22 protein-coding genes and 3 pseudogenes are annotated in these 20549 nt (G+C 70.8%); 12 read left to right on the forward strand and 13 right to left on the reverse strand.

Going from position 1 to position 20549, the window contains the following annotated elements; genetic code table 11:
• Positions 1 to 104: 104 nt before the first annotated feature.
• Positions 105 to 1010 (forward strand): aldo/keto reductase, encoded by a 906-nt coding sequence (locus tag ABZO29_RS41640; RefSeq protein ID WP_367325393.1) that lies wholly within the window; start codon positions 105 to 107, stop codon positions 1008 to 1010.
• 66 nt (positions 1011 to 1076) lie between these two features.
• Here the strand turns inward: ABZO29_RS41640 and ABZO29_RS41645 are convergent, their stop codons facing one another.
• Positions 1077 to 1433: a carboxymuconolactone decarboxylase family protein gene (locus ABZO29_RS41645; RefSeq protein WP_367325394.1), complete on the reverse strand. Its 357-nt coding sequence runs from the start codon at positions 1431 to 1433 to the stop codon at positions 1077 to 1079.
• Between the two features lie 520 nt (positions 1434 to 1953).
• Between ABZO29_RS41645 and ABZO29_RS41650 the strand changes: the two genes are divergently transcribed.
• Entirely contained in the window at positions 1954 to 2325 is a 372-nt protein-coding gene (locus ABZO29_RS41650) for a hypothetical protein (protein WP_367325395.1), read from the forward strand.
• Between the two features lie 12 nt (positions 2326 to 2337).
• Here the strand turns inward: ABZO29_RS41650 and ABZO29_RS41655 are convergent, their stop codons facing one another.
• Positions 2338 to 2799 (reverse strand): pyridoxamine 5'-phosphate oxidase family protein, encoded by a 462-nt coding sequence (locus tag ABZO29_RS41655; RefSeq protein WP_367325396.1) that lies wholly within the window; start codon positions 2797 to 2799, stop codon positions 2338 to 2340.
• Between the two features lie 151 nt (positions 2800 to 2950).
• On the opposite strand from ABZO29_RS41655, the gene ABZO29_RS41660 reads away from it, so the two are divergent.
• Both ABZO29_RS41660 and ABZO29_RS41665 read left to right on the forward strand, forming a co-directional pair.
• Positions 2951 to 3349 (forward strand): VOC family protein, encoded by a 399-nt coding sequence (locus ABZO29_RS41660; RefSeq protein WP_367325397.1) that lies wholly within the window; start codon positions 2951 to 2953, stop codon positions 3347 to 3349.
• Positions 3350 to 3420: 71 nt separating this feature from the next.
• The gene (locus tag ABZO29_RS41665; protein WP_367325398.1) at positions 3421 to 4491 is read left to right on the forward strand and encodes an adenosine deaminase; all 1071 of its coding nucleotides are present in this window, start codon (positions 3421 to 3423) and stop codon (positions 4489 to 4491) included.
• Here the strand turns inward: ABZO29_RS41665 and ABZO29_RS41670 are convergent.
• Both ABZO29_RS41670 and ABZO29_RS41675 read right to left on the reverse strand, forming a co-directional pair.
• On the reverse strand, positions 4473 to 4988 hold the full coding sequence (locus tag ABZO29_RS41670; RefSeq protein ID WP_367325399.1) for a DUF664 domain-containing protein: 516 nt from the start codon (positions 4986 to 4988) through the stop codon (positions 4473 to 4475). The genes ABZO29_RS41665 and ABZO29_RS41670 overlap by 19 nt on opposite strands.
• Before the next feature lie 25 nt (positions 4989 to 5013).
• Positions 5014 to 5898, reverse strand: coding sequence for a LysR family transcriptional regulator (locus ABZO29_RS41675; protein WP_367325400.1), 885 nt, complete (start codon positions 5896 to 5898; stop codon positions 5014 to 5016).
• 127 nt (positions 5899 to 6025) lie between these two features.
• On the opposite strand from ABZO29_RS41675, the gene mgrA reads away from it, so the two are divergent.
• On the forward strand, positions 6026 to 7018 hold the full coding sequence (mgrA, locus tag ABZO29_RS41680) for an L-glyceraldehyde 3-phosphate reductase (RefSeq protein WP_367325401.1): 993 nt from the start codon (positions 6026 to 6028) through the stop codon (positions 7016 to 7018).
• A 77-nt stretch (positions 7019 to 7095) separates the two neighbouring features.
• Here mgrA and ABZO29_RS41685 read toward each other — a convergent pair whose 3' ends face one another.
• Positions 7096 to 7383 (reverse strand): DUF1905 domain-containing protein, encoded by a 288-nt coding sequence (locus tag ABZO29_RS41685; protein WP_367325402.1) that lies wholly within the window; start codon positions 7381 to 7383, stop codon positions 7096 to 7098.
• Between the two features lie 123 nt (positions 7384 to 7506).
• Positions 7507 to 7581, reverse strand: a pseudogene (locus ABZO29_RS41690) (nuclear transport factor 2 family protein); the annotation flags it as partial.
• Positions 7582 to 7917: 336 nt separating this feature from the next.
• Here ABZO29_RS41690 and ABZO29_RS41695 point away from each other — a divergent pair.
• The 4 genes from ABZO29_RS41695 to ABZO29_RS41710 all read left to right on the forward strand — a co-directional run bounded on the left by ABZO29_RS41695 (position 7918) and on the right by ABZO29_RS41710 (position 12304).
• Positions 7918 to 8328: a hypothetical protein gene (locus ABZO29_RS41695; protein ID WP_367325403.1), complete on the forward strand. Its 411-nt coding sequence runs from the start codon at positions 7918 to 7920 to the stop codon at positions 8326 to 8328.
• A 78-nt stretch (positions 8329 to 8406) separates the two neighbouring features.
• Complete coding sequence (locus ABZO29_RS41700; protein WP_367325404.1) at positions 8407 to 10746, forward strand: FHA domain-containing protein; 2340 nt, start codon at positions 8407 to 8409, stop codon at positions 10744 to 10746.
• Between the two features lie 14 nt (positions 10747 to 10760).
• Complete coding sequence (locus tag ABZO29_RS41705) at positions 10761 to 11312, forward strand: hypothetical protein (protein ID WP_367326385.1); 552 nt, start codon at positions 10761 to 10763, stop codon at positions 11310 to 11312.
• Positions 11312 to 12304: a serine/threonine-protein kinase gene (locus tag ABZO29_RS41710; RefSeq protein ID WP_367325405.1), complete on the forward strand. Its 993-nt coding sequence runs from the start codon at positions 11312 to 11314 to the stop codon at positions 12302 to 12304. The genes ABZO29_RS41705 and ABZO29_RS41710 overlap by 1 nt, the downstream gene beginning before the upstream one ends.
• A gap of 28 nt (positions 12305 to 12332) precedes the next feature.
• On the opposite strand, the gene ABZO29_RS41715 is transcribed toward ABZO29_RS41710, so the two are convergent.
• Positions 12333 to 13607, reverse strand: coding sequence for a streptophobe family protein (locus ABZO29_RS41715; RefSeq protein ID WP_367325406.1), 1275 nt, complete (start codon positions 13605 to 13607; stop codon positions 12333 to 12335).
• Positions 13608 to 13770: 163 nt separating this feature from the next.
• Here ABZO29_RS41715 and ABZO29_RS41720 point away from each other — a divergent pair, with 163 nt between their 5' ends.
• Positions 13771 to 15054 (forward strand): DUF6777 domain-containing protein, encoded by a 1284-nt coding sequence (locus ABZO29_RS41720; RefSeq protein WP_367325407.1) that lies wholly within the window; start codon positions 13771 to 13773, stop codon positions 15052 to 15054.
• A gap of 98 nt (positions 15055 to 15152) precedes the next feature.
• Complete coding sequence (locus ABZO29_RS41725) at positions 15153 to 15626, forward strand: ATP-binding protein (protein ID WP_367325408.1); 474 nt, start codon at positions 15153 to 15155, stop codon at positions 15624 to 15626.
• 24 nt (positions 15627 to 15650) lie between these two features.
• On the opposite strand, the gene ABZO29_RS41730 is transcribed toward ABZO29_RS41725, so the two are convergent.
• Positions 15651 to 16538, reverse strand: a complete 888-nt coding sequence (locus ABZO29_RS41730; RefSeq protein WP_367325409.1) for an RNA polymerase sigma factor SigF — start codon at positions 16536 to 16538, stop codon at positions 15651 to 15653.
• A gap of 272 nt (positions 16539 to 16810) precedes the next feature.
• On the opposite strand from ABZO29_RS41730, the gene ABZO29_RS41735 reads away from it, so the two are divergent.
• Entirely contained in the window at positions 16811 to 17230 is a 420-nt protein-coding gene (locus ABZO29_RS41735; protein ID WP_367325410.1) for a helix-turn-helix domain-containing protein, read from the forward strand.
• A 21-nt stretch (positions 17231 to 17251) separates the two neighbouring features.
• Here ABZO29_RS41735 and ABZO29_RS41740 read toward each other — a convergent pair.
• The 5 genes and pseudogenes from ABZO29_RS41740 to ABZO29_RS41760 all read right to left on the reverse strand — a co-directional run.
• Positions 17252 to 17644: pseudogene (locus tag ABZO29_RS41740) on the reverse strand (ClpP family protease); the annotation flags it as partial.
• Positions 17605 to 17994: an ATP-dependent Clp protease proteolytic subunit gene (locus ABZO29_RS41745; RefSeq protein ID WP_367325411.1), complete on the reverse strand. Its 390-nt coding sequence runs from the start codon at positions 17992 to 17994 to the stop codon at positions 17605 to 17607. The gene ABZO29_RS41745 and the pseudogene ABZO29_RS41740, both read right to left, overlap by 40 nt.
• Position 17995: 1 nt before the next feature.
• Positions 17996 to 18649, reverse strand: a complete 654-nt coding sequence (locus ABZO29_RS41750; protein WP_367325412.1) for an ATP-dependent Clp protease proteolytic subunit — start codon at positions 18647 to 18649, stop codon at positions 17996 to 17998.
• A 124-nt stretch (positions 18650 to 18773) separates the two neighbouring features.
• Positions 18774 to 20048: an RNA-guided endonuclease InsQ/TnpB family protein gene (locus tag ABZO29_RS41755; RefSeq protein ID WP_367325413.1), complete on the reverse strand. Its 1275-nt coding sequence runs from the start codon at positions 20046 to 20048 to the stop codon at positions 18774 to 18776.
• Between the two features lie 260 nt (positions 20049 to 20308).
• Positions 20309 to 20494, reverse strand: a pseudogene (locus ABZO29_RS41760) (epoxide hydrolase); the annotation flags it as partial.
• Positions 20495 to 20549 lie beyond the last annotated feature (55 nt).

Raw genomic sequence — 20549 nt, forward strand, 5'->3', positions numbered from 1 at the left:
GGAGCTGCCCCTTCCCTCCGGGAGACGCTGCGCAAGTGCGAGCAGACCGTGGCCTGTTGAAGCGATGGCGTGCCGGTGCCCACGGCATGTGCGAGACTCCGCCGATGACCTCGGACACCATCACCGCGGACGCCGCGGGCACCTGGAAGCTCGGTGACCGAACCGTCAGCCGCATCGGCTTCGGCGCGATGCGGCTGACGGGCAGCGCGGCCTTCCACCACGGCACGCCGAGCGACCGCGCCCGCTCGATCGCCGTACTGCGCAGGGCAGTCGAACTCGGCGTGAACCACATCGACACGGCTGCCTTCTACTTCTCCTCCCTGCGCTCCGCCAACGAACTCATCAACACCGCGCTGGCCCCGTACCCCGAGGACCTGCTCATCGCCACGAAGGTCGGCCCGTTCCGCAACTACTCGGGGGAGTGGGCGACTTCGGCCCGGCCCGAAGACCTGCGCGGCCATGTCGAGGAGAACCTGCGCCAGCTGGGCCGCGACCACCTCGATCTCGTCTACCTGCGCCGGATGCGCCAGGATTCGATCGCCGAGCACTTCGGGGCGCTCGCCGAACTGCGCGAGGCCGGCCTGATCCGGCACCTGGGCATTTCCGACGTGGAGCCCCGGCATCTGGCTGAGGCGCAGGCCATCGCACCCGTGGTCAGCGTGCAGAACCGCTACGGACTCGACTTCGACGCCCCCGTGACCGACGACGTCCTGCGGATCTGCGGCGAACAGGGCATCGCCTTCGTGCCGTTCTTCGCCATCGCCGGCGAGGGCGGGGCGCAGGGGGCGGACACGAACCACGACGCGGAACTGCTCACCATCGCCCGCACACACGGCGCGAGCCCCGCCCAGGTCCGCCTCGCCTGGACCCTGCGCCAGGGCCCGCACGTCCTCGCCATCCCCGGCACCGGCAACCCCGACCACCTCGCCGAGAACGTGGCCGCGGGCGGGCTGCACCTCACGGACGAGGAGATGCAGCGGCTGGACGGACTGCGAAGGACGGCGGGTTGAAGCGGCGGGCCGGCTCGCCCCTGACCCTCGACGACCGGCCGCCGGTTTCGAGTTGCGGTGCGTTGTTCAGGACTTGCCTCGGCTGCGGGCCTCGGCTCCGGAGATCGCCTCGGCTTCGGTCTCGGCCAGCGCGATGGCGAAGCCGAGCGCCTCGGCTATGTGACCGGCGGCCGCCATGACGCGTGCCGTGCCCACCACGGGGGCGATCGCGACGAGTACGTCCTGCACCCTCTCGGCCGTCAGGTTGGCCTTGATGGCGGGGTCGACGTGGGCGAGGTAGGAGATCGCCGGTGCGTCCATGGCCACGAGCGCGGCGATACGGGTGAGGATGAGCGTGCGCTCGTCCAGTCCGCAGCGCTCGAGGGAGTCGACCGTCATGGCGGCGAGCGTCTCGAGAACGGGGGCGTCTGACGTTTTGGGCATGTCCGAACCGCCTTGCTGTGCTGGGTGGGGGCCGCCACGCTTCACCCGCTGAACACGGGCGTACCTCACGTGTCGGCGGCTTGCCCTTCAACCGTAAGAGTGTCCCGGGGCCTGCGCATTTCGGTCGGCCGCGGCCCTCCCTGGTAACTCTGGGAGTGCATCTGAGTGGCCGCCGACCTCCCGCCGGGTGATCACCGACGGTGGGTGAGGTGAAAGGTGGTCAGGAGGTCAGCGGTGACGACGGACACGTCCTCGTCGGCGTGGGACTGACGTGCGTCCTCGCCCCGTCGGTTCACGGCTCACCGCCGTCCGCGCGGCATGCCGTTGCCCACCGGTACGTGCAGGGGGCGCGCATCTTGACGCGGCGCATCGAGCAGACGGCCGGCACTCTCCCGCGCCCCCACCACCGCCCGGCGACATCATCGTGATGCGCGGACCGGTACCGACCCGATGAGGCGGTCCTCCGCTTCGCGCTGCGCCGCTCTCACGTCCTCGATATGGTCGAGAGAAAGCCCAAACCATGCCAGAACGCATCACCGACGGGCCGATGTTCCGGTCGTCGACGATGGAACGGATGGCGACCATGACCGCAGCGACTGTCAGCTCACAGGAAGCGCAATCCGTCCTGCCCGACGCCTCGGTCACGAAGACCGCGGGCGTGGCGGCCGACCGCGCCGTTGCCCGCAACGCGGTCACTCTCGACGTATTCGGCACGCACCTCGAACTGCCCCCTCCCGAACAGCTCGCCTTTCTGGCCGGTGTCGGCGTACTGGCCGCCCTGGAGATCCTGGAATGGCCGATCGCGCTCGTCCTGGCGGTCGGACACCAGCTCGCCCACAGCCATCACGGCCGGATGCTCCGTGAGTTCGGTGAGGCCCTGGAAGAAGCCTGAGGCAGTCTTTGCCTACTGGGCGCCCCAGATCCCGTCCCGCATGAGGTGCCGGCGCGGCAGTTCATGCGCCTCGTGCCAGGCCTGCACCGCTCGCGGCCGCACGCGGAAGTAGGCGTACGACGCGCTGTCCTCGCGCGGATCCCATCCCGTCTTCGCGAGGAAGACCTCGGCCGCCGGCGCGGGGACCTCCCCCAGGGTGTACGTCGCCACCTCGCCGTCGATGAGCACGACGTCCCGCGTGTCACCGAACGCCAGCCTGGCCCGGCCGCTGTCCCGCAGGTTGCGACCGGTCGGATTGGTCAGCCGGGTCGACAGCCACAGGGCCTCGCCGTCCCAGGCGAACCACAGCGGGACCAGACACGGCACGCCTTCGGCGTCCGCCGACGCCACCCAGATGTCGATCTCCCGCTCGAGGCGCCGCAGGACGTCGTGCTTGCGCTGCCCGGGATCGCGGGGCGGTTCGGTGATCTTCATGGACGGGACGGTAGTGGGTGGGCCCGGGGCCACGCCTCGGGCCCGGGGTCCGGTCCCACCGGGTCGCGAGACCTAGGTCCCCGAGGCGACTGGCGTCCTTGACGTTTTACGTATAACCTCTCCCGTCAATCGCCCGTCCCGAAAGGTTTCGATGAGACGCATCGCCCTGGTCACCCTCGTCGTCGACGACTACGACGAGGCGATCCGCTTCTACACCGAGGCGCTCGGTTTCCGGCTCGTCGAGGACACCCCGCGCCCGGACGGCTCCCGCTGGGTCGTCGTACGGCCCGGCGCCGAGGGCGGGGCCACGGATCTCCTGCTCGCCCGCGCCAGGAACGAGGCCCAGCACGGCCGGGTCGGCGACCAGACAGGCGGGCGGGTCGGGTTCTTCCTGCACACCGACGACTTCGCCCGCGACCACGCCCGCATGCTCGCGACGGGCGTGACCTTCCTGGAGGAGCCGCGCCACGAGCCCTACGGCTCCGTCGCCGTCTTCCAGGACCTCTACGGAAACCGCTGGGACCTCCTTCAGCCCGCCGCCGAGCGGTAAGCCACTTCGCTCCCGCCGAACCACCGCACCCCCGCGAACCACCGCACACCTTGCCGAGAAAGACCCCGCCCATGACCGCGCCCCGCACAGCCACAGACACCCTCCGCCGGCTTCCCAAGGCCGTCCTGCACGACCACCTCGACGGCGGCCTGCGCCCCGCCACCGTCGTCGAACTCGCGGACGCGGTCGGCCACACCCTGCCCACCACCGACCCTGACGAGCTGGCCGCCTGGTACTTCGACGCCGCCAACTCCGGTGACCTGGTGCGCTACATCGGCACGTTCGAGCACACCCTCGCCGTCATGCAGAGCCGTGAGGGCCTGCTGCGCACGGCCGAGGAGTACGTCCTCGACCTGGCCGCCGACGGCGTCGTCTACGGCGAGGTGCGCTACGCCCCCGAGCTGATGCTCGCGGGCGGACTGACCCTGCCGGAGGTCGTCGAGACCGTGCAGGAGGGCCTCGCGGCGGGCATGGCGAAGGCCGCGGCGGCCGGTACGCCCGTCCGGGTGGGCACCCTGCTGTGCGGCATGCGGATGTTCGACCGCACCAAGGAGACCGCGGACCTGGCGGTCGCCTTCCGTGACGCCGGTGTCGTCGGCTTCGACATCGCCGGCGCCGAGGACGGCTTCCCGGCCGCCGACCACCTGGCCGCCTTCGAGCACCTGCGCCGCGAGAGCGTGCCGTTCACCATCCACGCCGGCGAGGCGTACGGCCTGCCCAGCATCCACCAGGCCCTGCAGGTGTGCGGCGCCCAGCGCATCGGTCACGGCGTGCGCATCACCGACGACATCGTGGACGGCAAGCTCGGCCGTCTCGCGGGCTGGGTGCGCGACCGCCGTGTCGCACTGGAGATGTGCCCGACGTCCAACCTGCAGACCGGCGCCGCCACCTCGATCGTCGAGCACCCGATCACGGCCCTGAAGGACCTCGGCTTCCGCGTCACGCTCAACACCGACAACCGTCTGGTGTCCGGCACGACGATGACCCGGGAGATGTCCCTGCTGGTCGAGGAGGCGGGCTGGACGGTCGAGGACCTGCGCACGGTCACGGTGAACGCAGTGAAGAGCGCGTTCCTCCCGTTCGACGAGCGCAAGGCCCTCATCGAGGACGTCGTCCTGCCGGGCTACGCGGCCGCGCTCTGAAGCAGCCCGCGCACGTAGGCGGCCTGTCCGACGTGCTGCAGATCGTCGGACAGGACGCTGACCAGCCGTACGCCGAGAGTGACCGGCGGATCCCAGCGCTCGTCGACGACGCGCTCCAGCTCCGCCGCGGTCAGCGCGCGCAGGGCCGTCAGCGTCTGCTCGTGCACCGCGTCGTAGTAGCCGGTCAGCAGGTCCGCCGAGTCGACCCGCACCTTGGCGACCTTCGCCGGGCTGTGGCCGTATCCCGTGTCGTGGCGCGGCAGGTCGAGCCCGAAGGTCTTCTGCCAGTCCTGCGCCAGCCACACCTGGTCGAGCTCGAAGGCGTCCCCGACGTGGTCGTCCTGGACCCGGGTGAGATGCCAGACCAGCCAGGCGATGGAGTTGGCGTCGGGGGCGGGGCGGGCGTGCAGATCGTCGGGGCCGAGGCCCTCGACCGTGGCATGGACTTCTTCGTGGATGCGGCTGAAACCGTCGATGAGGATGTCCTTCGCATGCATACGTCCACCATCGCTCAGCCCGCGCTCACGCGCTTCCTGTTTCCAGCAGTGCCATGAGGGCCCGGGCGGCCGGGCTGGTGGCCTGCGGGGGCGGCAGCAGCGCGACCGTCTCGTACACGGCCTCGCCCGTGCCCTTCAGCGGCAGGGCGGTGAGGGCCTCGCGCTTGTGGCGGAAGTGCCGCGGCACGACGGCGATCCCCAGGTCCTCGTCCACCAGGTCGAGGAGGCTGTGCACGTCGTTGACCTCCAGGGCGACCGTACGGCGTACGCCCGCGGCGGCGAACGCGGCGTCGGTGGCGCGGCGCGGGCCCCAGTCCGGGTGGAAGTCGACGAAGGCCTCGCCCTCCAGGTCGTCCGGGGTGACGGCCGCGCCGGCGGTCGCGAGCCGGTGCGTGGGATGGCAGAGCACGGTGATCGGTTCGCTGGCCAGCGGGGCCGAGCGCAGCTGGTCCGTGTCGGCCTGGGTCCGGTAGGCGAAGGCCAGGTCGAGCCGCCCGGCCGCGACCTCCTCCGCCAGAGCGCCCGAGCCCGCCTGCCGCAGCCGTATCTCGACATCAGGATGGAGCCGCCGGAACGCCGCGAGCAGCCCCGCGACATGCACCCCCGCGATGCACTGCTCGGTGCCCACCGAGAGCGTGCCGCGCAGCACGCCCTGCACCGCGGCCACCGCCTCGTGCGCGGCCCTGACCTGCGCCAGGATCCGCTCCGCCTCGCCGAGGAGCGCCCGCCCCGCCTCCGTCAGCGTCACCCGGCGGGTGGTCCGTACGAACAGCGGTGTCTGCAACTCCCGCTCCAGCGCCCGGATCGAGGCGGACAGGCCCGACTGGGACACCATCAGGCGTTCGGCGGCCCGGGTGAAGTGCTGGTCCTCGGCGACCGCGACGAAGTGCTGGAGATGGCGGAGTTCCATGATTGAGCACCCTAGCCGCTGAATTCCATCGGATTCTTCTGTTGGACCGGTCGGCGCAGGTCGCGCGAGAGTGGGTACCGGTTCCCGTGAACCTGATCGCCTGTGCCCACATCCTCCTGGAGTCGCGTTGTACACCGCACACCCCGACCGCTACGCGGACATGCCCTACCGGCGCACCGGACGCAGCGGCCTGAAGCTCCCCGCGCTGTCGCTCGGACTGTGGCACAACTTCGGCCCGGACCGCCCGGTCGAGACCCAGCGGGCCATCCTGCGCCGCGCCTTCGACCTCGGCGTCACCCATTTCGACCTGGCCAACAACTACGGCCCGCCGCCCGGCGCCGCCGAGTCGGCGCTGGGCGAGGCGCTGACGGCGGACTTCGCGCCCTACCGGGACGAGCTGATCATCTCCACGAAGGCCGGCTACCTGATGTGGCCCGGACCGTACGGCGAATGGGGCTCCCGCAAGTACCTGCTGTCGTCGCTGGACCAGAGCCTGAAGCGGATGGGCCTGGACTACGTGGACATCTTCTACTCGCACCGCCCCGACCCGCAGACGCCCCTCGAGGAGACGATGGGCGCCCTGCACTCGGCGGTCCAGCAGGGCAAGGCGCTCTACGTCGGCATCTCCAACTATTCGGCCGAGCAGACCCGGGAGGCCGCCCGCATCCTCGGCGAACTGGGCACCCCGCTCCTCATCCACCAGCCGCGCTACTCGATGCTCGACCGCCGCCCCGAGGACGAGGGCCTGCTGGACGCGCTGGACGAACTCCAGGTCGGCTCCATCGTCTTCTCCCCGCTGGAGCAGGGGCTGCTGACCACCCGCTACCTCGACGGCATCCCGGAGGACTCGCGGGCCGCGAGCGACAGCCCGTTCCTGAACTCCGACGCGGTCACCGGGGAACTGGTCGGCAGGCTGCGTGCCCTCGACGAGATCGCCAAGTCCCGCGGCCAGACCCTGGCGCAGCTGGCCCTCGCCTGGGTGCTGCGCGGCGGCCGGGTGACCTCCGCCCTCGTCGGCGCGAGCAGCCCGCAGCAGATCGAGGACAGCGTCGGTGCGATCCGCAACCTGGACTTCGACGCGGAGGAGCTGGCGCGGATCGACGCGATCGTCAAGTCGTAGGGTCCGGCGGGTCTGGCCCGTGAGGCGGCCGCTCACCTCGATGAGGCGGGCGGCCGCGTCCGGGCCCCTCGCAGCGGCTACGCGCCCAGCCGCTCCTCCAGGTGCACGGTCACGGTGTCGCCCTCCTCCTTGCCGATCGCCTTGCGGACGTCGGCCCTGACGGGCAGCTTGTGGGTGCCGTCGCCCAGAGCCATGAACGAGCTGCGGAAAGGGCGGCCGTCGATCGTGCCGCGGATCTTCACCAGTCCGCGGGTGCCGAAGAACGCGACGGATTCCGGCCAGATCACATATGTCCACCCGCCTTTTTCCGGGCTCTTGCGCAGCACCGCGGTGAATTCCGCGTCCACCTTTCCGGTCGTACCCATGACGTTCTCCGTTCGCGGTGATCTCTCATCATGCGGTGGTTCTTCATTTCAGGAGACCACCGCGAACGCGAGAACTCATCGGTGACGCCGGTTCTCACGCCCCGGCGGGCACTCGGTCCAGGAGAACTGCTCGCGGGCCGCGGCGATCACGGACGCGATCTGCTCGTGTCCGGCCACGTCGGTGAGCGGGTCGGTGTAGCTCATGGCGCTCGGTGCAGACATGGAAGATCACCCTCCGAATTGGCCGTGATTGCTGGTCGGGACCGGAACTCGGGATGCGCCGATCCGGTGTGACCGCCGTGCCCGGGTCCGCGGTGGGGTCGATTACGCCTCGGGCGATGGCGGCCGACATCGCAAAACGATGTGTTCTGGCCAATGTGCGCGGTGAATATGCCAGGAGACTGGCCGGAAAGACATGGTGACAGTGATTCAAGAGTGAAGATACTCAACGTGAGGGGTAGTCAACGCACAGGAGCCGCACGGAAAGCGAGGCCGCACCGGCACACGACGAACGAGGTAACGGGGGAGTGAGACGTGCACGACGAATTCCTGTGTCATGTCACGGCGTACGGCATGTGCGACGGCAGGCGCATCGGCGTACCGCTGGGCACCTATCGGGCGCCCACCCTGGCGCTGGCCCTGTGGTGGCTGCGCGACCGGGCCTCCTGGATCGCGGAGCGGCTCGATCCGCAGCCGGAGAGCGCCCACTTCCCGCAGAGTGCGCTCGTTCCGGTCGCCGACACCGTGCCCGACGTGCCCGGGGTGCTGCGCGCCTGGTGCGCCGACGTGAGGCAGCAGGAACTGGTGGCCGACGAGCTGGCCGTCGGACGGCTGGTGCGGATCGCCGCCAGCGACGACACCACCGAGTACGAGCTGCTCGCCGAGTCCGTCGACGCCCTGCGTATGCAGCGCACCGTCCCGGCCCTCGTCGTACCCGTCGCCTGACACGTGACACCAGGACGTGACCGCCCGGACCTCCGACTTCACCGAGTGCGCATTCGGGCGAATCGGTAGAATTCTGGCATGGCGGAGCGCCCGGTCGCCTCGACTGCGCCCGAACTCGTGCTGGTGACCGAGTCGGGCTCCACGGTGATGACGCCTGGCCACGACTACCACGTCGGACGCGACCCGGTCAGCGACATCGTCCTCGACGACAGCCGGGTCTCCTGGCACCACGCGGTGCTGCGGCCCGCGGGTGACCACTGGACCATCGAGGACGAGCAGAGCACCAACGGCACCTACGCCGACGGCCGCCGCGTCTACGAATGGGACGTGGGCCCCGGCACGGTCATCCGCTTCGGCAACCCCCTCGACGGCCCGCGCGCCGTCCTGGCGGGGCTCCCCCCGCCGTCCCCGGAACGCCCGTCCGCGGTCTCGATGCCCGCGCTGACCGGCACCTACCGGCGGCCGACGACGGTACGGCCGCTGCCCACCCGCACCTTCAGCATCGGCAGAGCCGCCGAGAACGACCTCGTCATCGAGGACCTCGTCGTCTCCCGACGGCACGCCGAACTGCGGGCCCTGCCGGACGGGACGTACGAGATCGAGGACCTCGGCAGCCACAACGGCACCTATCTCAACGGGCAGCCCGTCACCCGGGCCACGATCGGCCCCGGCGACATCGTCGGCATCGGTCACTCGGCGTTCTCCCTGGTCGGCGACCAGTTGCAGGAGTACGTCGACACCGGGGAGATCTCCCTCGACGTGCAGGACCTCACCGTCGCCGTCGACCACGGCCGCAAGGCGCTGCTCGACCATGTGTCGTTCCCGGTGGGGGAGAAGTGCCTGCTCGCGGTCGTCGGCCCGAGCGGCGCCGGCAAGTCCACACTCCTCAACGCCCTGACCGGGCAGCGCCCCGCCGGCCACGGCACGGTCCTGTACGACGGGCGCGACCTCTACCGCGACTACGCCGAACTGCGTCAGCGCATCGGCCTGGTGCCGCAGGACGACATCCTGCACGCCCGGCTGACCGTCCGCGACGCCCTCGCCTACGCCGCGGAACTGCGCTTCCCGCAGGACACCGCGAAGGCGGAACGCCGGGAACGGGTCGACGAGGTGATCCGCGAGCTGGGTCTGGAACAGCGCGCCCTGCAGCGGGTGCACAGCCTGTCGGGTGGGCAGCGCAAGCGGGTCAGCGTGGCCCTGGAGTTGCTGACCAAGCCGTCGCTGCTCTTCCTCGACGAGCCCACCCCCGGCCTCGAACCCGGCACGGACCGCTCGGTGATGCACATGCTGCGCGGGCTCGCCGACGACGGCCGGACCGTCATCCTGGTCACCCACAGCGTCCTCGGCCTCGACATGTGCGACCGCCTCCTGGTCCTTGCGCCGGGCGGCACCGTCGCCTATTACGGCCCGGCCGACGACGCCCTCGCCTTTCTCGGCTTCGAGCAGTGGCCGGAGGCCTTCGAGGCCTTCGAACGGGACCAGTACCGGGACTGGGGGGAGGAGTACCGCGACTCGCCGTTCCACCGGCAGTACGTCGTCAACGCCAGCCCGCAGCCCCGCCTGCCACGCTCCGGCCCTGTGATCATGCTTCCGCCGACCAGGCCGCGCAGCCGGGTGGCCCAGCTCGGCACCCTGGTCCGCCGTTGCAAGGCCGTGCTCGGCGCCGACCGCACCTTTCTGGCCATCATGATCGCCCTGCCGTTCGTCATGGGCGGAACGGCCCGTGCGCTCGCCGGTGACCGGCTGACCCGGGACACGGCGATGAACGTACTGCTCATCCTCTGCGTCGGCGGAGTGCTCACCGGCGCGGCCAACGCCGTGCGCGAGCTCGTCAAGGAACGCGTGATCTACCGGCGGGAGCGGGCCGTCGGCCTGTCCAGATCGGCGTATCTGATGTCCAAGGTCGTCGTGCTCGGCACGGTCACCGTTCTGCAGGCCGTCGTGCTGACCCTGGTCGCCCTGCTCGGCGTGGACCTCAACGCGCCCGGCGGGAACGGCGTGCTGATGCCGCCGCTGATCGAGATCACGATCGCCGTTGCCCTGCTGGCCTTCACCGCGATGATGCTCGGCCTGGTCGTGTCCGCGCTGGTGCGCAAGGAGGAGGTGACGATGCCGCTGCTGGTCCTGCTGGCCGTCGTCCAGGTCGTCTTCTGCGGCGCCCTGCTGAAGCTGGACGGTGTACCCGGTCTGGAGCAGCTGTCCTGGCTCGTGCCCTCCCGGTGGGCGCTGGCTGCGATGGCCGGCACCATCGGGCTGGCCCGCATCGTGCCCGGTGAGCTGGCCGACGACCCGCTGTTCCGGCACTCGACGGGCGTATGGCTGCTCGACATCGCCATGCTCGTCGTGCTGGCGGCGGTCTTCGGCTTCGTGGTGTCCCGGCTGCTGCGCCGGCACGAACCGGCCGTGCTGCGGAAGTAGGGGGTGCCATGACGATGACGAGTCCCGGCTTCCGGCCCACGCACGTCGTCCCCCAGCACGGCATGCCCGCCTGGGAGGCCCCCGATCCGGGCCGGCCCACGGTGCCCCTCGACCCGCTGCTGCCGGTCCAGCTGATCGAGCGGCGCGGCGACTGGGGGCAGATCCTGTGCGCCAACGGCTGGTCGGCCTGGGTCGACAGTCGCTTCCTGGTCGCCGTACCCAAGGACCCGCCCGCCCCGGGCGGCCCGCCCACGAATGCCGCCGACCCGCGCCCCCTGCTCGCCCGCGCCGAACGGGCCCTGGCCGACTACCGGGCGGCCGTCGAGGACCTGGCCGGCGGCGGACTCGACGGCGAGACCTTCCGGCGCCGCACACAGGGGCTCAGGATCGGCGTCGTCGTCGACGGGGAGTCCGTGTGGCTCTACGACCCCGCACAGGGCCGGTGGGCGTACGGCGACGGGACGCGGCTGGCCACGTACGCCACGGACGCCGAGCCCAGCATGGCCCAGGACCAGGACCCGGGCCATGCACCCACTCAGGTCGTCGGCCACGACGGTGAACCCTGATGGCACGCGACACCAGCCTCTTCTCCGGCCGGCCGTCCGACCTGATCGGCAAGCAGGTCGCGAGCTACCGCGTCGAGCAGGAGATCGGCCGCGGCGGCATGGCCGTCGTCTACCGCGCCCGGGACCTGCGTCTGGACCGCACGGTCGCCCTGAAGCTCCTCGCCCCGGAACTCGCCCGCAACGACACCTTCCGGCAGCGCTTCACCCACGAGTCCCGGGTGGCCGCCGCGATCGACCACCCGCACATCGTGCCGGTCTTCGAGGCCGGTGAGACCGACGGCATCCTGTACATCGCCATGCGGTACGTCTCCGGCAGCGACCTGCGCCATCTTCTCGACCAGCAGGGCCCGCTGCCGCTCGCGACCGCCGTCCGCATCGCCGCCCAGGTCGCCTCCGCGCTCGACGCGGCCCACGAGCACGGTCTGGTGCACCGGGACGTGAAGCCCGGCAACATCCTGGTGTCCCGCGGCACCGACAGCGACCACCCCGAGCACGTCTACCTCACCGACTTCGGCCTCACGAAGAAGTCGCTGTCCCTGACCGGTTTCACGACGGTCGGACAGTTCGTCGGCACCCTGGACTATGTCGCCCCCGAACAGATCTCCGGCCGCCCGGTCGACGGCCGGTGCGACGTCTACAGCTTCGCCTGCGTGGTCTACGAGTCCCTGACGGGCCGGCCACCCTTCCGCCGTGAGGACGACATGGCCCTGCTGTGGGCCCACCAGTACGACGACCCGCCCCAGCTCACCGAGGACCGCCCCGACCTCACGCCCCGCCTCGACGCGGTGTTCGCCAAGGCCCTCGCCAAGATCCCCGACGACCGTCACGACTCCTGCCTCGAATTCGTCGCGGCCCTGCGCGCGGCGGGATCCGGTGCGCCCGAGGCCGGTCACCCGCCGACCGAGGTGGACGCGAGAGTCGCGGCAGCCCGCGAGGAGCAGCCCAAGCCACCGCCGCGGTGGGCGGAACCGGCGTTCGGACGGCGGCCCTGAGGCCGGTCCCGGCCCGACGCCGTCGACCTCATCCCTGCCACTCCTTCGCCACCTCACCCCGTCGCCGCAGCCGGTGTGCCAGCAGCCCGCCCAGGAAGCCCGCCGCGAGCCCCCACAGCACGGCGAAGCCCAGCGCCGTCCCCAGGTCGGGGCGCAGGAACAGGTCTCCGGACAGGCCGCCCAGGTCGCTGATGCCGAGCACGGACAGGCCGTAGTGCGCGGAGATGCGGCAGAGGAGACAGATCATGAGCACCGTGAGCGCGAGTGCGACCGCCATGTGCACGGCGTGCTGCCAGGCGCGTATCCGGGCCGGTGAGCGGGCCGCCATCACGAACGCGGCGGCAAGCAGCAGCAGCGCGTCGACGGCCATGAGCCACCACCACCGGCCGTCGTACTCGGTGATCGTGCTCAGGTTGAGGGTGGAGTCGTCCGGGCCGCGCAGCACCTCGTCGAGGACGTGCGGCATGGGCAGGCCGAACGGTCCCTCCACCCTGCCGTGCCAGGTGGCGCCCAGACCGATCGTGAGCGCCAGCCAGACGACGTTCGGCAGGCCGAGCAGGATCACCGCCAGGGTCTCCACGGGACGACCGCGCGTCGCCGCGGTGACGAGGGCGATGAGGACGCCCAGGCCAACGCAAGCCAGGAGCAGCGCGACCATGACGTACGCGGCCGGCCGCACCGACTCCTGGAAGCGGAGCAGCCGGGCGGGCAGGGGGGCGCCGCTCGAGACCAGCAGGCTCAGCACGAGCACACCGGACAGCCACAGCAGGCCGACGAGCAGTGTCAGCGGTACGTCCGTGGTGAAGCCGACTTCGGGACTGACGCCGAACACGTCGCCGAGGTCGTCGAGCATGTCGTTCCCGACGGAGATCGCGAACGTCTGGCGGGCCCCGAGGGCGAGGCCGAGCAGCCCGAGCAGCCACAGCACGGCGATCCGGCCCGCCCACCCCGCCAGCTCCGTGGCGCCGGCCACCGCCCGGTGGCGCAGTGGCCGCAGAAACCCCGCGGCGACGACCAGGGCGCCGACGAGCGTGACGGACAGCGGAATCACGGTCAGCCCCGCCTGGGTTTCGGCGAGGTCCCCGGCGTTGCCGCTGAGTTCGACGGTGCCGCCGACGGCCGTGACGACGGTCGCCGCCACGACCCTCGGGAAAGCGCCGTCCGGCAGATCCGTCGCACCGGCCGCCCACAGTCCCAGGGCGGCCACGACGCCCATGGCGACCAGCCCGGCCAGCGTCGTGACGGCGGCCTGGACCCAGCCGTGGCGGGCCGGGCCCTGGTCAGGAGGGCGGTGCGGGCTCACCCCGCCACGCTAAGCAGCCGGGGCAACGCGTGCCTGCCGGGAGGTCCGTCCGCGTGGGCTTGCGGTCGGAACGGAAATGGAGCACACAATAGGTGTATTGGATAACGAAGTGGTGCAAATGGCATGACTTGCCGCGGGACATCCGCGACGGGAAGAAGACCTCGTGAGCGTCGAACCGCCGTCATCCGGCCGCCCCTCAGGGCCGCCCTCCGGCCCGCTGTCGGGTCCCTCCGAGCCGCCCTCGGTTCCGCCCTCCCAGCCTCCGCCTCCCGGCCCGCCCTCGCAGCCGACCGGCGGCGGGGAAGCGCCGGAGCCCGGCCGGCCGTGGTGGAAGTCAGCCCCGCGGGTCGCGGTCGTGTCCACGGCCGTGGTGGCGGCCGTCGTGCTCGCGGTCGTGTTCAGCAGCTCCGGCGGCGGTTCCGGCAGCGGCGGAGGCGAGGTCTTCCTGCAGGCCGCGGGCAAGAGCGGCCCGGACCCGTTCACCCCGTCCACGGCCACGGACAACACCGCCCCTCCGGTGTCGCCCTCCGCGACGGCCACCGAGTCCGCCCCGGCCAACGCGGTGCGCAGCGTCGGCGGCGGCACAGCCGGTCTGTACGGCGGCAGTCAGCGCGTCTCCAGCTGCGACGTGGAGAAGCAGGTCAAGTACATGCAGGCGGCCCCCTCGAAGAGCAAGGCGTTCGCCTCGGTCGCCGGCGTCGACACCGCCCAGGTCCCCTCGTATCTGCGCTCGCTCACCCCCGTACAGCTGCGTATGGACACCCGCGTCACCAACCACGGCTACAACGACGGCACCGCCACCGGCTACCAGGCCGTCCTGCAGACCGGCACGGCCGTCCTCGTGGACGGCCACGGTGTGCCCCGAGTCCGCTGCGCCTGCGGCAACCCGCTGACCCCGCCGGTCGCCCAGCAGGGGACGCCGAAGCCGAAAGGCGACACCTGGGCGTCGTACCGCTCCTCCAACGTCGTCGTGGTCTCCCCGTCCGTGACGGTCATCAACGTCTTCGTCCTCTACGACCACGACCACGACCACTGGTTCGCACGCCACCGCGGCGACACGGGCGGCAAGGACCAAAAGGCCAAGCCGCCGGTGAAGCCCACCCCGTCCGTGACGGTCACCACGCCGCCGACGTCGTCGTCGCCGAGCTCCCACTCCCCGTCTCCGTGCGTCTCCTCGCCCAGCGGCAAGCCCAGCCCCTCCACGAAGCCCTGCCCGCCGACGTCGACCGCTCCGTCGTCGTCCCCGAGCTCCCAATCGCCGTCCTCGTCGCCTCCTTCGTCCCCCTCCGTGCCACCGCCGTCCGTGCCACCGCCGTCTGTGCCACCGCCGTCCGTGCCACCGCCGTCCGTGCCTCCTTCCTCCGTGCCTCCCTCCTCGGCGCCTCCGTCCTCGGTACCCGGCGTGAGCGAGGCGCCGGGGCCCTCGTCCCTGACAGCGGTGCCGTGAGGCGGTGGCCCGTGCTCACGGGGACTGCCCGGCCCGGCTCGGGGTAAGAGCACAGGTGCAGCAGCGTCCGGCCGGGCCGGCGTCCGAGAGAGAAACGCATGATCGAGCACCTGGACGGGGCAGTGATGCCGACTGGCTTCGACGTGCCCGTGGAACCGCTACGACGGGCGGCGCACTTCACCGGCGAACCGGGATGCATCGCCCAGGCGCGGACCTTCGCCGCGCTCTTCGTCGACCAGCTCAGGACCGAGTGGTGCGCCACCGTCGACGGCCGCGTCGACGGCGAGGTGCTGCTGGTGGTCAGCGAACTGGTCACCAACGCCGACCGGCACAGCCACGGGCCCTACATCCTGGAACTCGAGGGCACCGACGCCTCGGTGACGGTCAGCGTCTGGGACAGCAGCGCCGCGCTGCCCCTGCGATTCCCGCGCGACCCCGAACGCGTCGGCCGGCACGGCCTGGAGATCGTGCACGCGCTGGCGGCGAAGGTCACCGCAGAGCGCGTGCCGGTCGGCAAGCGGGTGAGCGCGGTCGTCCGGCTGAGCGGCGAGCACGCCGCCCAGCCTTCCTGACGCCGCGGTGTCAGGCCCGCCGTGTCAGGCGCAGCCGAGTTCTCCCAGCATTCCCCGGCGCAGCCGCATGATGATCCGCTTGATCAGACGGGACACGTGCATCTGGGAGCAGCCGAGCCGTTCACCTATCTCCGCCTGGGTGGCCTCCTCCACGAACCGCAGATGGATGATCTGCCGGTCGCGTTCACTGAGTTCGGCCATGAGCGGCGCGAGCGACTGGAAGTCCTCGACGAGGCGCAGCCCGTCCTCCTCCACGCCGATGAAGTCGGCGAGGACCGCCTCGCCGTTCTCGGGACCGTCGCCGGTGAGAGCGGCGTCCAGCGACGAGGAGTTGTATCCGTTGGCGGCGACCTGCGCCTCCACGACCTCCTCCTCGGACAGGTTCATCAGCGTGGCCAGCTCCGCCACCGTCGGATCCCGGTCCAGCCGGGCGGCGAGTTCGTCGCGCGCCTTGGCCAGGTCCACGCGCAGCTCCTGAAGACGCCGCGGCACGTGCACCGCCCATGTGGTGTCCCGGAAGAACCGCTTGATCTCGCCGACGATGTACGGCAGGGCGAACGAGGTGAACTCGACTCCGCGCGCCAGCTCGAACCGGTCGATGGCCTTGATGAGACCGATCATCCCGGTCTGGACCACGTCCTCCATGTCGTCCCCGCGGCCGCGGAACCGCCCGGCCGCGAACCGCACCAGCGAGATGTTCATCTCGATGAGCGTGTTGCGTGCGTACTGGTACTCGTACGTGCCTTCCTCGAGTTCCGTCAGGCGGCGGAAGAACTGGCGCGACAACTCCCGCGCGTCGCGCGGAGCGACGCTCCGCGGGTCCTCTACTCCCGGCAGTGGTCCGACACCCGTGCTGGCCCCGGCGGTCCCCTCGACGACCTCTGCCTCCGAACCGATCACGGCGGTGTGCATTACCTCTCCCTCGAAAGTCACGGCGACCTGTACGTGTGCTGCGTGAAAGTGCGCTTCTTCGTGCGGGTACCCGGGGACCGGCGGCGCATGCCCATGCGCCCTGCAGGCGGCGGAAATTGGGTGGTGGGCCGAACGCGTGTTCATCCACGCCGACTTCCTGCGCGCGGGGACCGACGGGCGGGCCGGTCAGGAGAGCGGGTGATTCGTCCGATTCCACCGAGGGCGGAACGCCGGACCCTTCCCGTGCCGCCGTGCGCTCCTAGGCTGGGACGGTGAGCCGTCAAGCGCCGAACCAAGCCCGCGTCATCCCCCTGCGCCCGCAAGCCACACGCCCGGGGAAGGCCCGCCCAGTGTCCGAACGCCCGCCTGCCCAGGCACCCGCTCCCAAGGAACCCCTCTGGCGCGATCTGATCGGCGACGTCCTGCGCCGTGAACGCCTCGCCCAGGAACGCACGCTCAAGGACGTCGCCGACGCGGCTCGCATCTCCATGCCGTACCTCTCCGAGGTCGAGCGGGGCCGCAAGGAGGCCTCCTCGGAGGTCCTCGCGGCCGCCGCCCACGCCCTCGGCCTGGGCCTGGGCGACCTGCTGTCGCTGGCGCAGGGGGAGCTCACCCGGCTGACGAGCCGGCGGACCGACAGGAGCCGCACGCCGAGCGGTTCGCCGTACAACGGGCTCTGCCTGGCAGCCTGACGAGCCGCGCGGGCCGGCGCCTCAGACCCCGGTGAGGCGCCGGCTCACCACCTCGTCGGCCAGCCCGTACGCCACCGCCTCCTGCGCGGTGAACACCTTGTCGCGGTCCATGTCGGCGCGCAGCGTCGCGATGTCGTGGTGGGTGTGCCGGGAGAGCACCTCCTCGACCTGGGTGCGGATCCGGACCATCTCCCTGGCCTGCAGGGCGAGATCGGAGACCATGCCCCGGCTGCCGCCGCTGGCCGGCTGGCCGAGCAGTACGCGCGCGTGCTCGAGGACGAACCGCCGCCCGGGATCCCCACCGGCCAGGAGCACGGCCGCCGTGGATGCCGCCTGACCGACGCAGAACGTCGAGATCGGAGCCTGTACGTACGTCATCGTGTCGTAGATCGCCATGAGCGAGGTGAACGAGCCACGACGAACCGCCGCCCGGGATCCCCACCGGCCAGGAGCACGGCCGCCGTGGATGCCGCCTGACCGACGCAGAACGTCGAGATCGGAGCCTGTACGTACGTCATCGTGTCGTAGATCGCCATGAGCGAGGTGAACGAGCCACCAGGGGAGTTGATGTAGATCGCGATCTCGTTCTCCGGGGCCGCCGACTCCAGATGGAGGAGTTGCGCGATGACGACGTTGGCGACGCCGTCGTCGATCTCGGTGCCGAGGAAGATGATCCGCTCCGACAGCAGCCGGCTGAACACGTCGTAGGACCGCTCGCCCTGCGGGGTCCGCTCGACGACGTTCGGAATCGTGTAGGTCCCCATGTCACAGCCCCATCCGTCGCCGGGTGGCGGCCGGGCGCACGTCGGCCAGTGACGTGACGACCCGGTCCACCATGCCGTATTCCTTGGCCTCCTCGGCCGTGAACCAGCGGTCGCGGTCGCCGTCCCGGGAGATGGTCTCCGGGGTCTGGCCGGTGTGCTCGGCGGTGATCCGCTCGATGGTCCGCTTGGTGAACTCGAGGTTCTCCGCCTGGATTTCGATGTCCGCGGTGGTGCCGCCGATCCCGGCCGACGGCTGGTGCATCATGATGCGCGCGTTGGGCAGCGCGTACCGCTTGCCGGGCGCGCCCACGCTGAGCAGGAACTGGCCCATGCTGGCGGCGAATCCCAGGGTGAGTGTCGAGACGTCGTTCGGGATGAGCTGCATCGTGTCGTAGACGGCGAGGCCCGCCGTCACCGACCCGCCCGGGCTGTTGATGTAGAGGCTGATGTCGGTGCGCGGGTCCTCCGCCGACAGGATCAGCAGCTGCGCGCAGACCCGGTTCGCGGAGACCTCGTCGACCTGGGTGCCGAGGAGGATGATGCGCTGCGCGAGCAGCTGGGCGGCCAGATGGTCGTCGAAGCGGGTGGGAGGCGTGTCGCCCTCCTCGGCCCGGGGCAGCAGCGCCGGCGCGAGACCGGCGGTGAGTGGAGACATCGGTGCGCTCCTGGTCGTCGGGTGTCGTGGTGCGGCGGGCGTCGCCGCGATCTCCACTCTCGGCCGGGAACCGGGGCCCCAGGGGTTTTCTAGGCCCGCAGCAGATCTGCTGCGGGCAGAGCACTCAGCCCTCGCCCTTCTCCACTCCGTCAACGACCCGGGACAGTCCCGGGCTTGCACAACGGGCGCCACTGGCTGTGGTGCTGCGTTTGCGTCTTGCCCCACGGCCCAGGTTCAGGGGTGGGTCTGGGACGGTTGACTGCGCCCCGCGTCGCCACAATTGTTCCGCGCGAGCACGGATGTTGCGGGAGCCGTTCCGATCAGCGTGATCAACGAATCCGCATGACCGGCATGCGAACCAGGCCTGGGAGACCCGGTTCGCCTTGTCGATGTGGCCGCATTCGGCGCAGGTGCGGGAGGTGTACGCCGGATCGACGTGCACCACCGGCACTCCCGCCTTGCGGGCCTTGTACGCGATGAACGCTCCCAGCTGGGCGAACGCCCAGGAGGAGTGGGTGGCCCGTTGGGGCTTGCGAAGCCGTACCCGTTCGCGGATGCCCGTCAGGTCTTCCAGGGCGATTCCGCGACCGGTGCGTTCTGCCTCGGCCACCACATGTTTCGCGATCTTGTGGTTGATGTCCTTCGCCCGTCGCGCCTCTTTACGACGCCGCTTCTTCAGTCGGCGTTTGGCGGACGGGGTGTTCTTGCGCTGGAGCTTGGTGCGCAGCGTACGTTCACGCAGGCGTCCCCGGTTGAGGTGACGCCCTGCCATGATCTCGCCGTCCGAGGTGGTGGCGATGTTCACGATCCCCATGTCGATCCCGAGGAACTCCTCCGCGCTGGTGTTGGGTTCGGCCTCGGGGACCTCGCAGGTCGCGTTCAGGAACCACATGCCGTCCCGGTACAGCAGGTCGGACTCGCCTTTGCGGTACAGGGCAAGACGGGCCAGATGTTCGGGTGAGGCGGTGAACGCCACGTTCTTCACCCGGCCCGACAGGGTCCAGAGGGACACCGTGCGTTCGGTGATCTGCCAGGACAGCATCCGGTCGTCGTAGGGCTGCGCGCCCTCGGGGCGGAAGCGGATCGGTTTCTCAGCTGCCCGGCGGTAGCGCTTGGACCAGGGCTTGCCGAGGTTGCCCGCCTTCAGGTTTGCCTGCAGCGTCGTATACGCGTCGCAGGTTTTCTTGATGACGTGCTGGGCGGCCTGCGCGCCGAGCCCCCACCGCTCCTTGACCCGGCTGTAGGTGCGCTCGCGCAGGGCGAAGTTCCGCTTCACATCCTTGGAGAAGGCCACCTCGGACACCCAGGACGCGGCCTCGTTGCAGGCGTGCAGGGTCGCCTCAAATGCCGCCGCCTGCACGGGCGTCGGTAGGAGTCTGACCTGCACCACCAGCTTCACGATCAACGACGCTACACACCCGTGCGAGGCACCACCACTCGTTCGCATCCACTCACCACATCGAGGGAATCAATCGGTCACACGTTCGCCATCCGCCTCCTCCCCCGGCCCGGGCGGGACACCCGGCCGCTCCGCGGCCGAACAGACGCAGTGACGCTGCAACGCTCCGCGCCGCAGCCACGAGGATGCGATTCCTCCCGGGGCTGAAGGCCCCGGGGTTCCTCGCAAGAATTCGCTGAACTTCTCGAAGAAACCGGAGAGATGCTCGGCACCACGGCGTGGAACGCGTCGGCCGGATCGCCGCCGTGCGCGGCCGGGTCCGTCAACGGGCCCACGGCGTCCAGGAATTCGACGATCGACGCGGGCCGGCCGCGGGAGACGACCAGCGCGGTGGCGTCCGGTTCGGGGAGGCGGACGTGTGCGAAGTGGATGTGCGTGGTGTCGATCTGGTTCGGGCCGGTACTGCGGCCACACGGGTCAATCCGCCTTGATGCGCCGCCC

Origin of the sequence: Streptomyces sp. HUAS ZL42 (assembly GCF_040782645.1) — a bacterium.
Lineage (GTDB): Bacteria > Actinomycetota > Actinomycetes > Streptomycetales > Streptomycetaceae > Streptomyces.

What these genes read in the sequence shown, in the direction of transcription:
- ABZO29_RS41640 (WP_367325393.1), top strand. Translation starts at nt 105, where the DNA reads ATGACCTCGGACACCATCACCGCGGACGCCGCGGGCACCTGGAAGCTC.
- ABZO29_RS41645 (WP_367325394.1), bottom strand. Translation starts at nt 1,433, where the DNA reads ATGCCCAAAACGTCAGACGCCCCCGTTCTCGAGACGCTCGCCGCCATG.
- ABZO29_RS41650 (WP_367325395.1), top strand. Translation starts at nt 1,954, where the DNA reads ATGCCAGAACGCATCACCGACGGGCCGATGTTCCGGTCGTCGACGATG.
- ABZO29_RS41655 (WP_367325396.1), bottom strand. Translation starts at nt 2,799, where the DNA reads ATGAAGATCACCGAACCGCCCCGCGATCCCGGGCAGCGCAAGCACGAC.
- ABZO29_RS41660 (WP_367325397.1), top strand. Translation starts at nt 2,951, where the DNA reads ATGAGACGCATCGCCCTGGTCACCCTCGTCGTCGACGACTACGACGAG.
- ABZO29_RS41665 (WP_367325398.1), top strand. Translation starts at nt 3,421, where the DNA reads ATGACCGCGCCCCGCACAGCCACAGACACCCTCCGCCGGCTTCCCAAG.
- ABZO29_RS41670 (WP_367325399.1), bottom strand. Translation starts at nt 4,988, where the DNA reads ATGCATGCGAAGGACATCCTCATCGACGGTTTCAGCCGCATCCACGAA.
- ABZO29_RS41675 (WP_367325400.1), bottom strand. Translation starts at nt 5,898, where the DNA reads ATGGAACTCCGCCATCTCCAGCACTTCGTCGCGGTCGCCGAGGACCAG.
- ABZO29_RS41685 (WP_367325402.1), bottom strand. Translation starts at nt 7,383, where the DNA reads ATGGGTACGACCGGAAAGGTGGACGCGGAATTCACCGCGGTGCTGCGC.
- ABZO29_RS41700 (WP_367325404.1), top strand. Translation starts at nt 8,407, where the DNA reads ATGGCGGAGCGCCCGGTCGCCTCGACTGCGCCCGAACTCGTGCTGGTG.
- ABZO29_RS41705 (WP_367326385.1), top strand. Translation starts at nt 10,761, where the DNA reads ATGACGAGTCCCGGCTTCCGGCCCACGCACGTCGTCCCCCAGCACGGC.
- ABZO29_RS41710 (WP_367325405.1), top strand. Translation starts at nt 11,312, where the DNA reads ATGGCACGCGACACCAGCCTCTTCTCCGGCCGGCCGTCCGACCTGATC.
- ABZO29_RS41725 (WP_367325408.1), top strand. Translation starts at nt 15,153, where the DNA reads ATGATCGAGCACCTGGACGGGGCAGTGATGCCGACTGGCTTCGACGTG.
- ABZO29_RS41730 (WP_367325409.1), bottom strand. Translation starts at nt 16,538, where the DNA reads ATGCACACCGCCGTGATCGGTTCGGAGGCAGAGGTCGTCGAGGGGACC.
- ABZO29_RS41745 (WP_367325411.1), bottom strand. Translation starts at nt 17,994, where the DNA reads ATGGGGACCTACACGATTCCGAACGTCGTCGAGCGGACCCCGCAGGGC.
- ABZO29_RS41750 (WP_367325412.1), bottom strand. Translation starts at nt 18,649, where the DNA reads ATGTCTCCACTCACCGCCGGTCTCGCGCCGGCGCTGCTGCCCCGGGCC.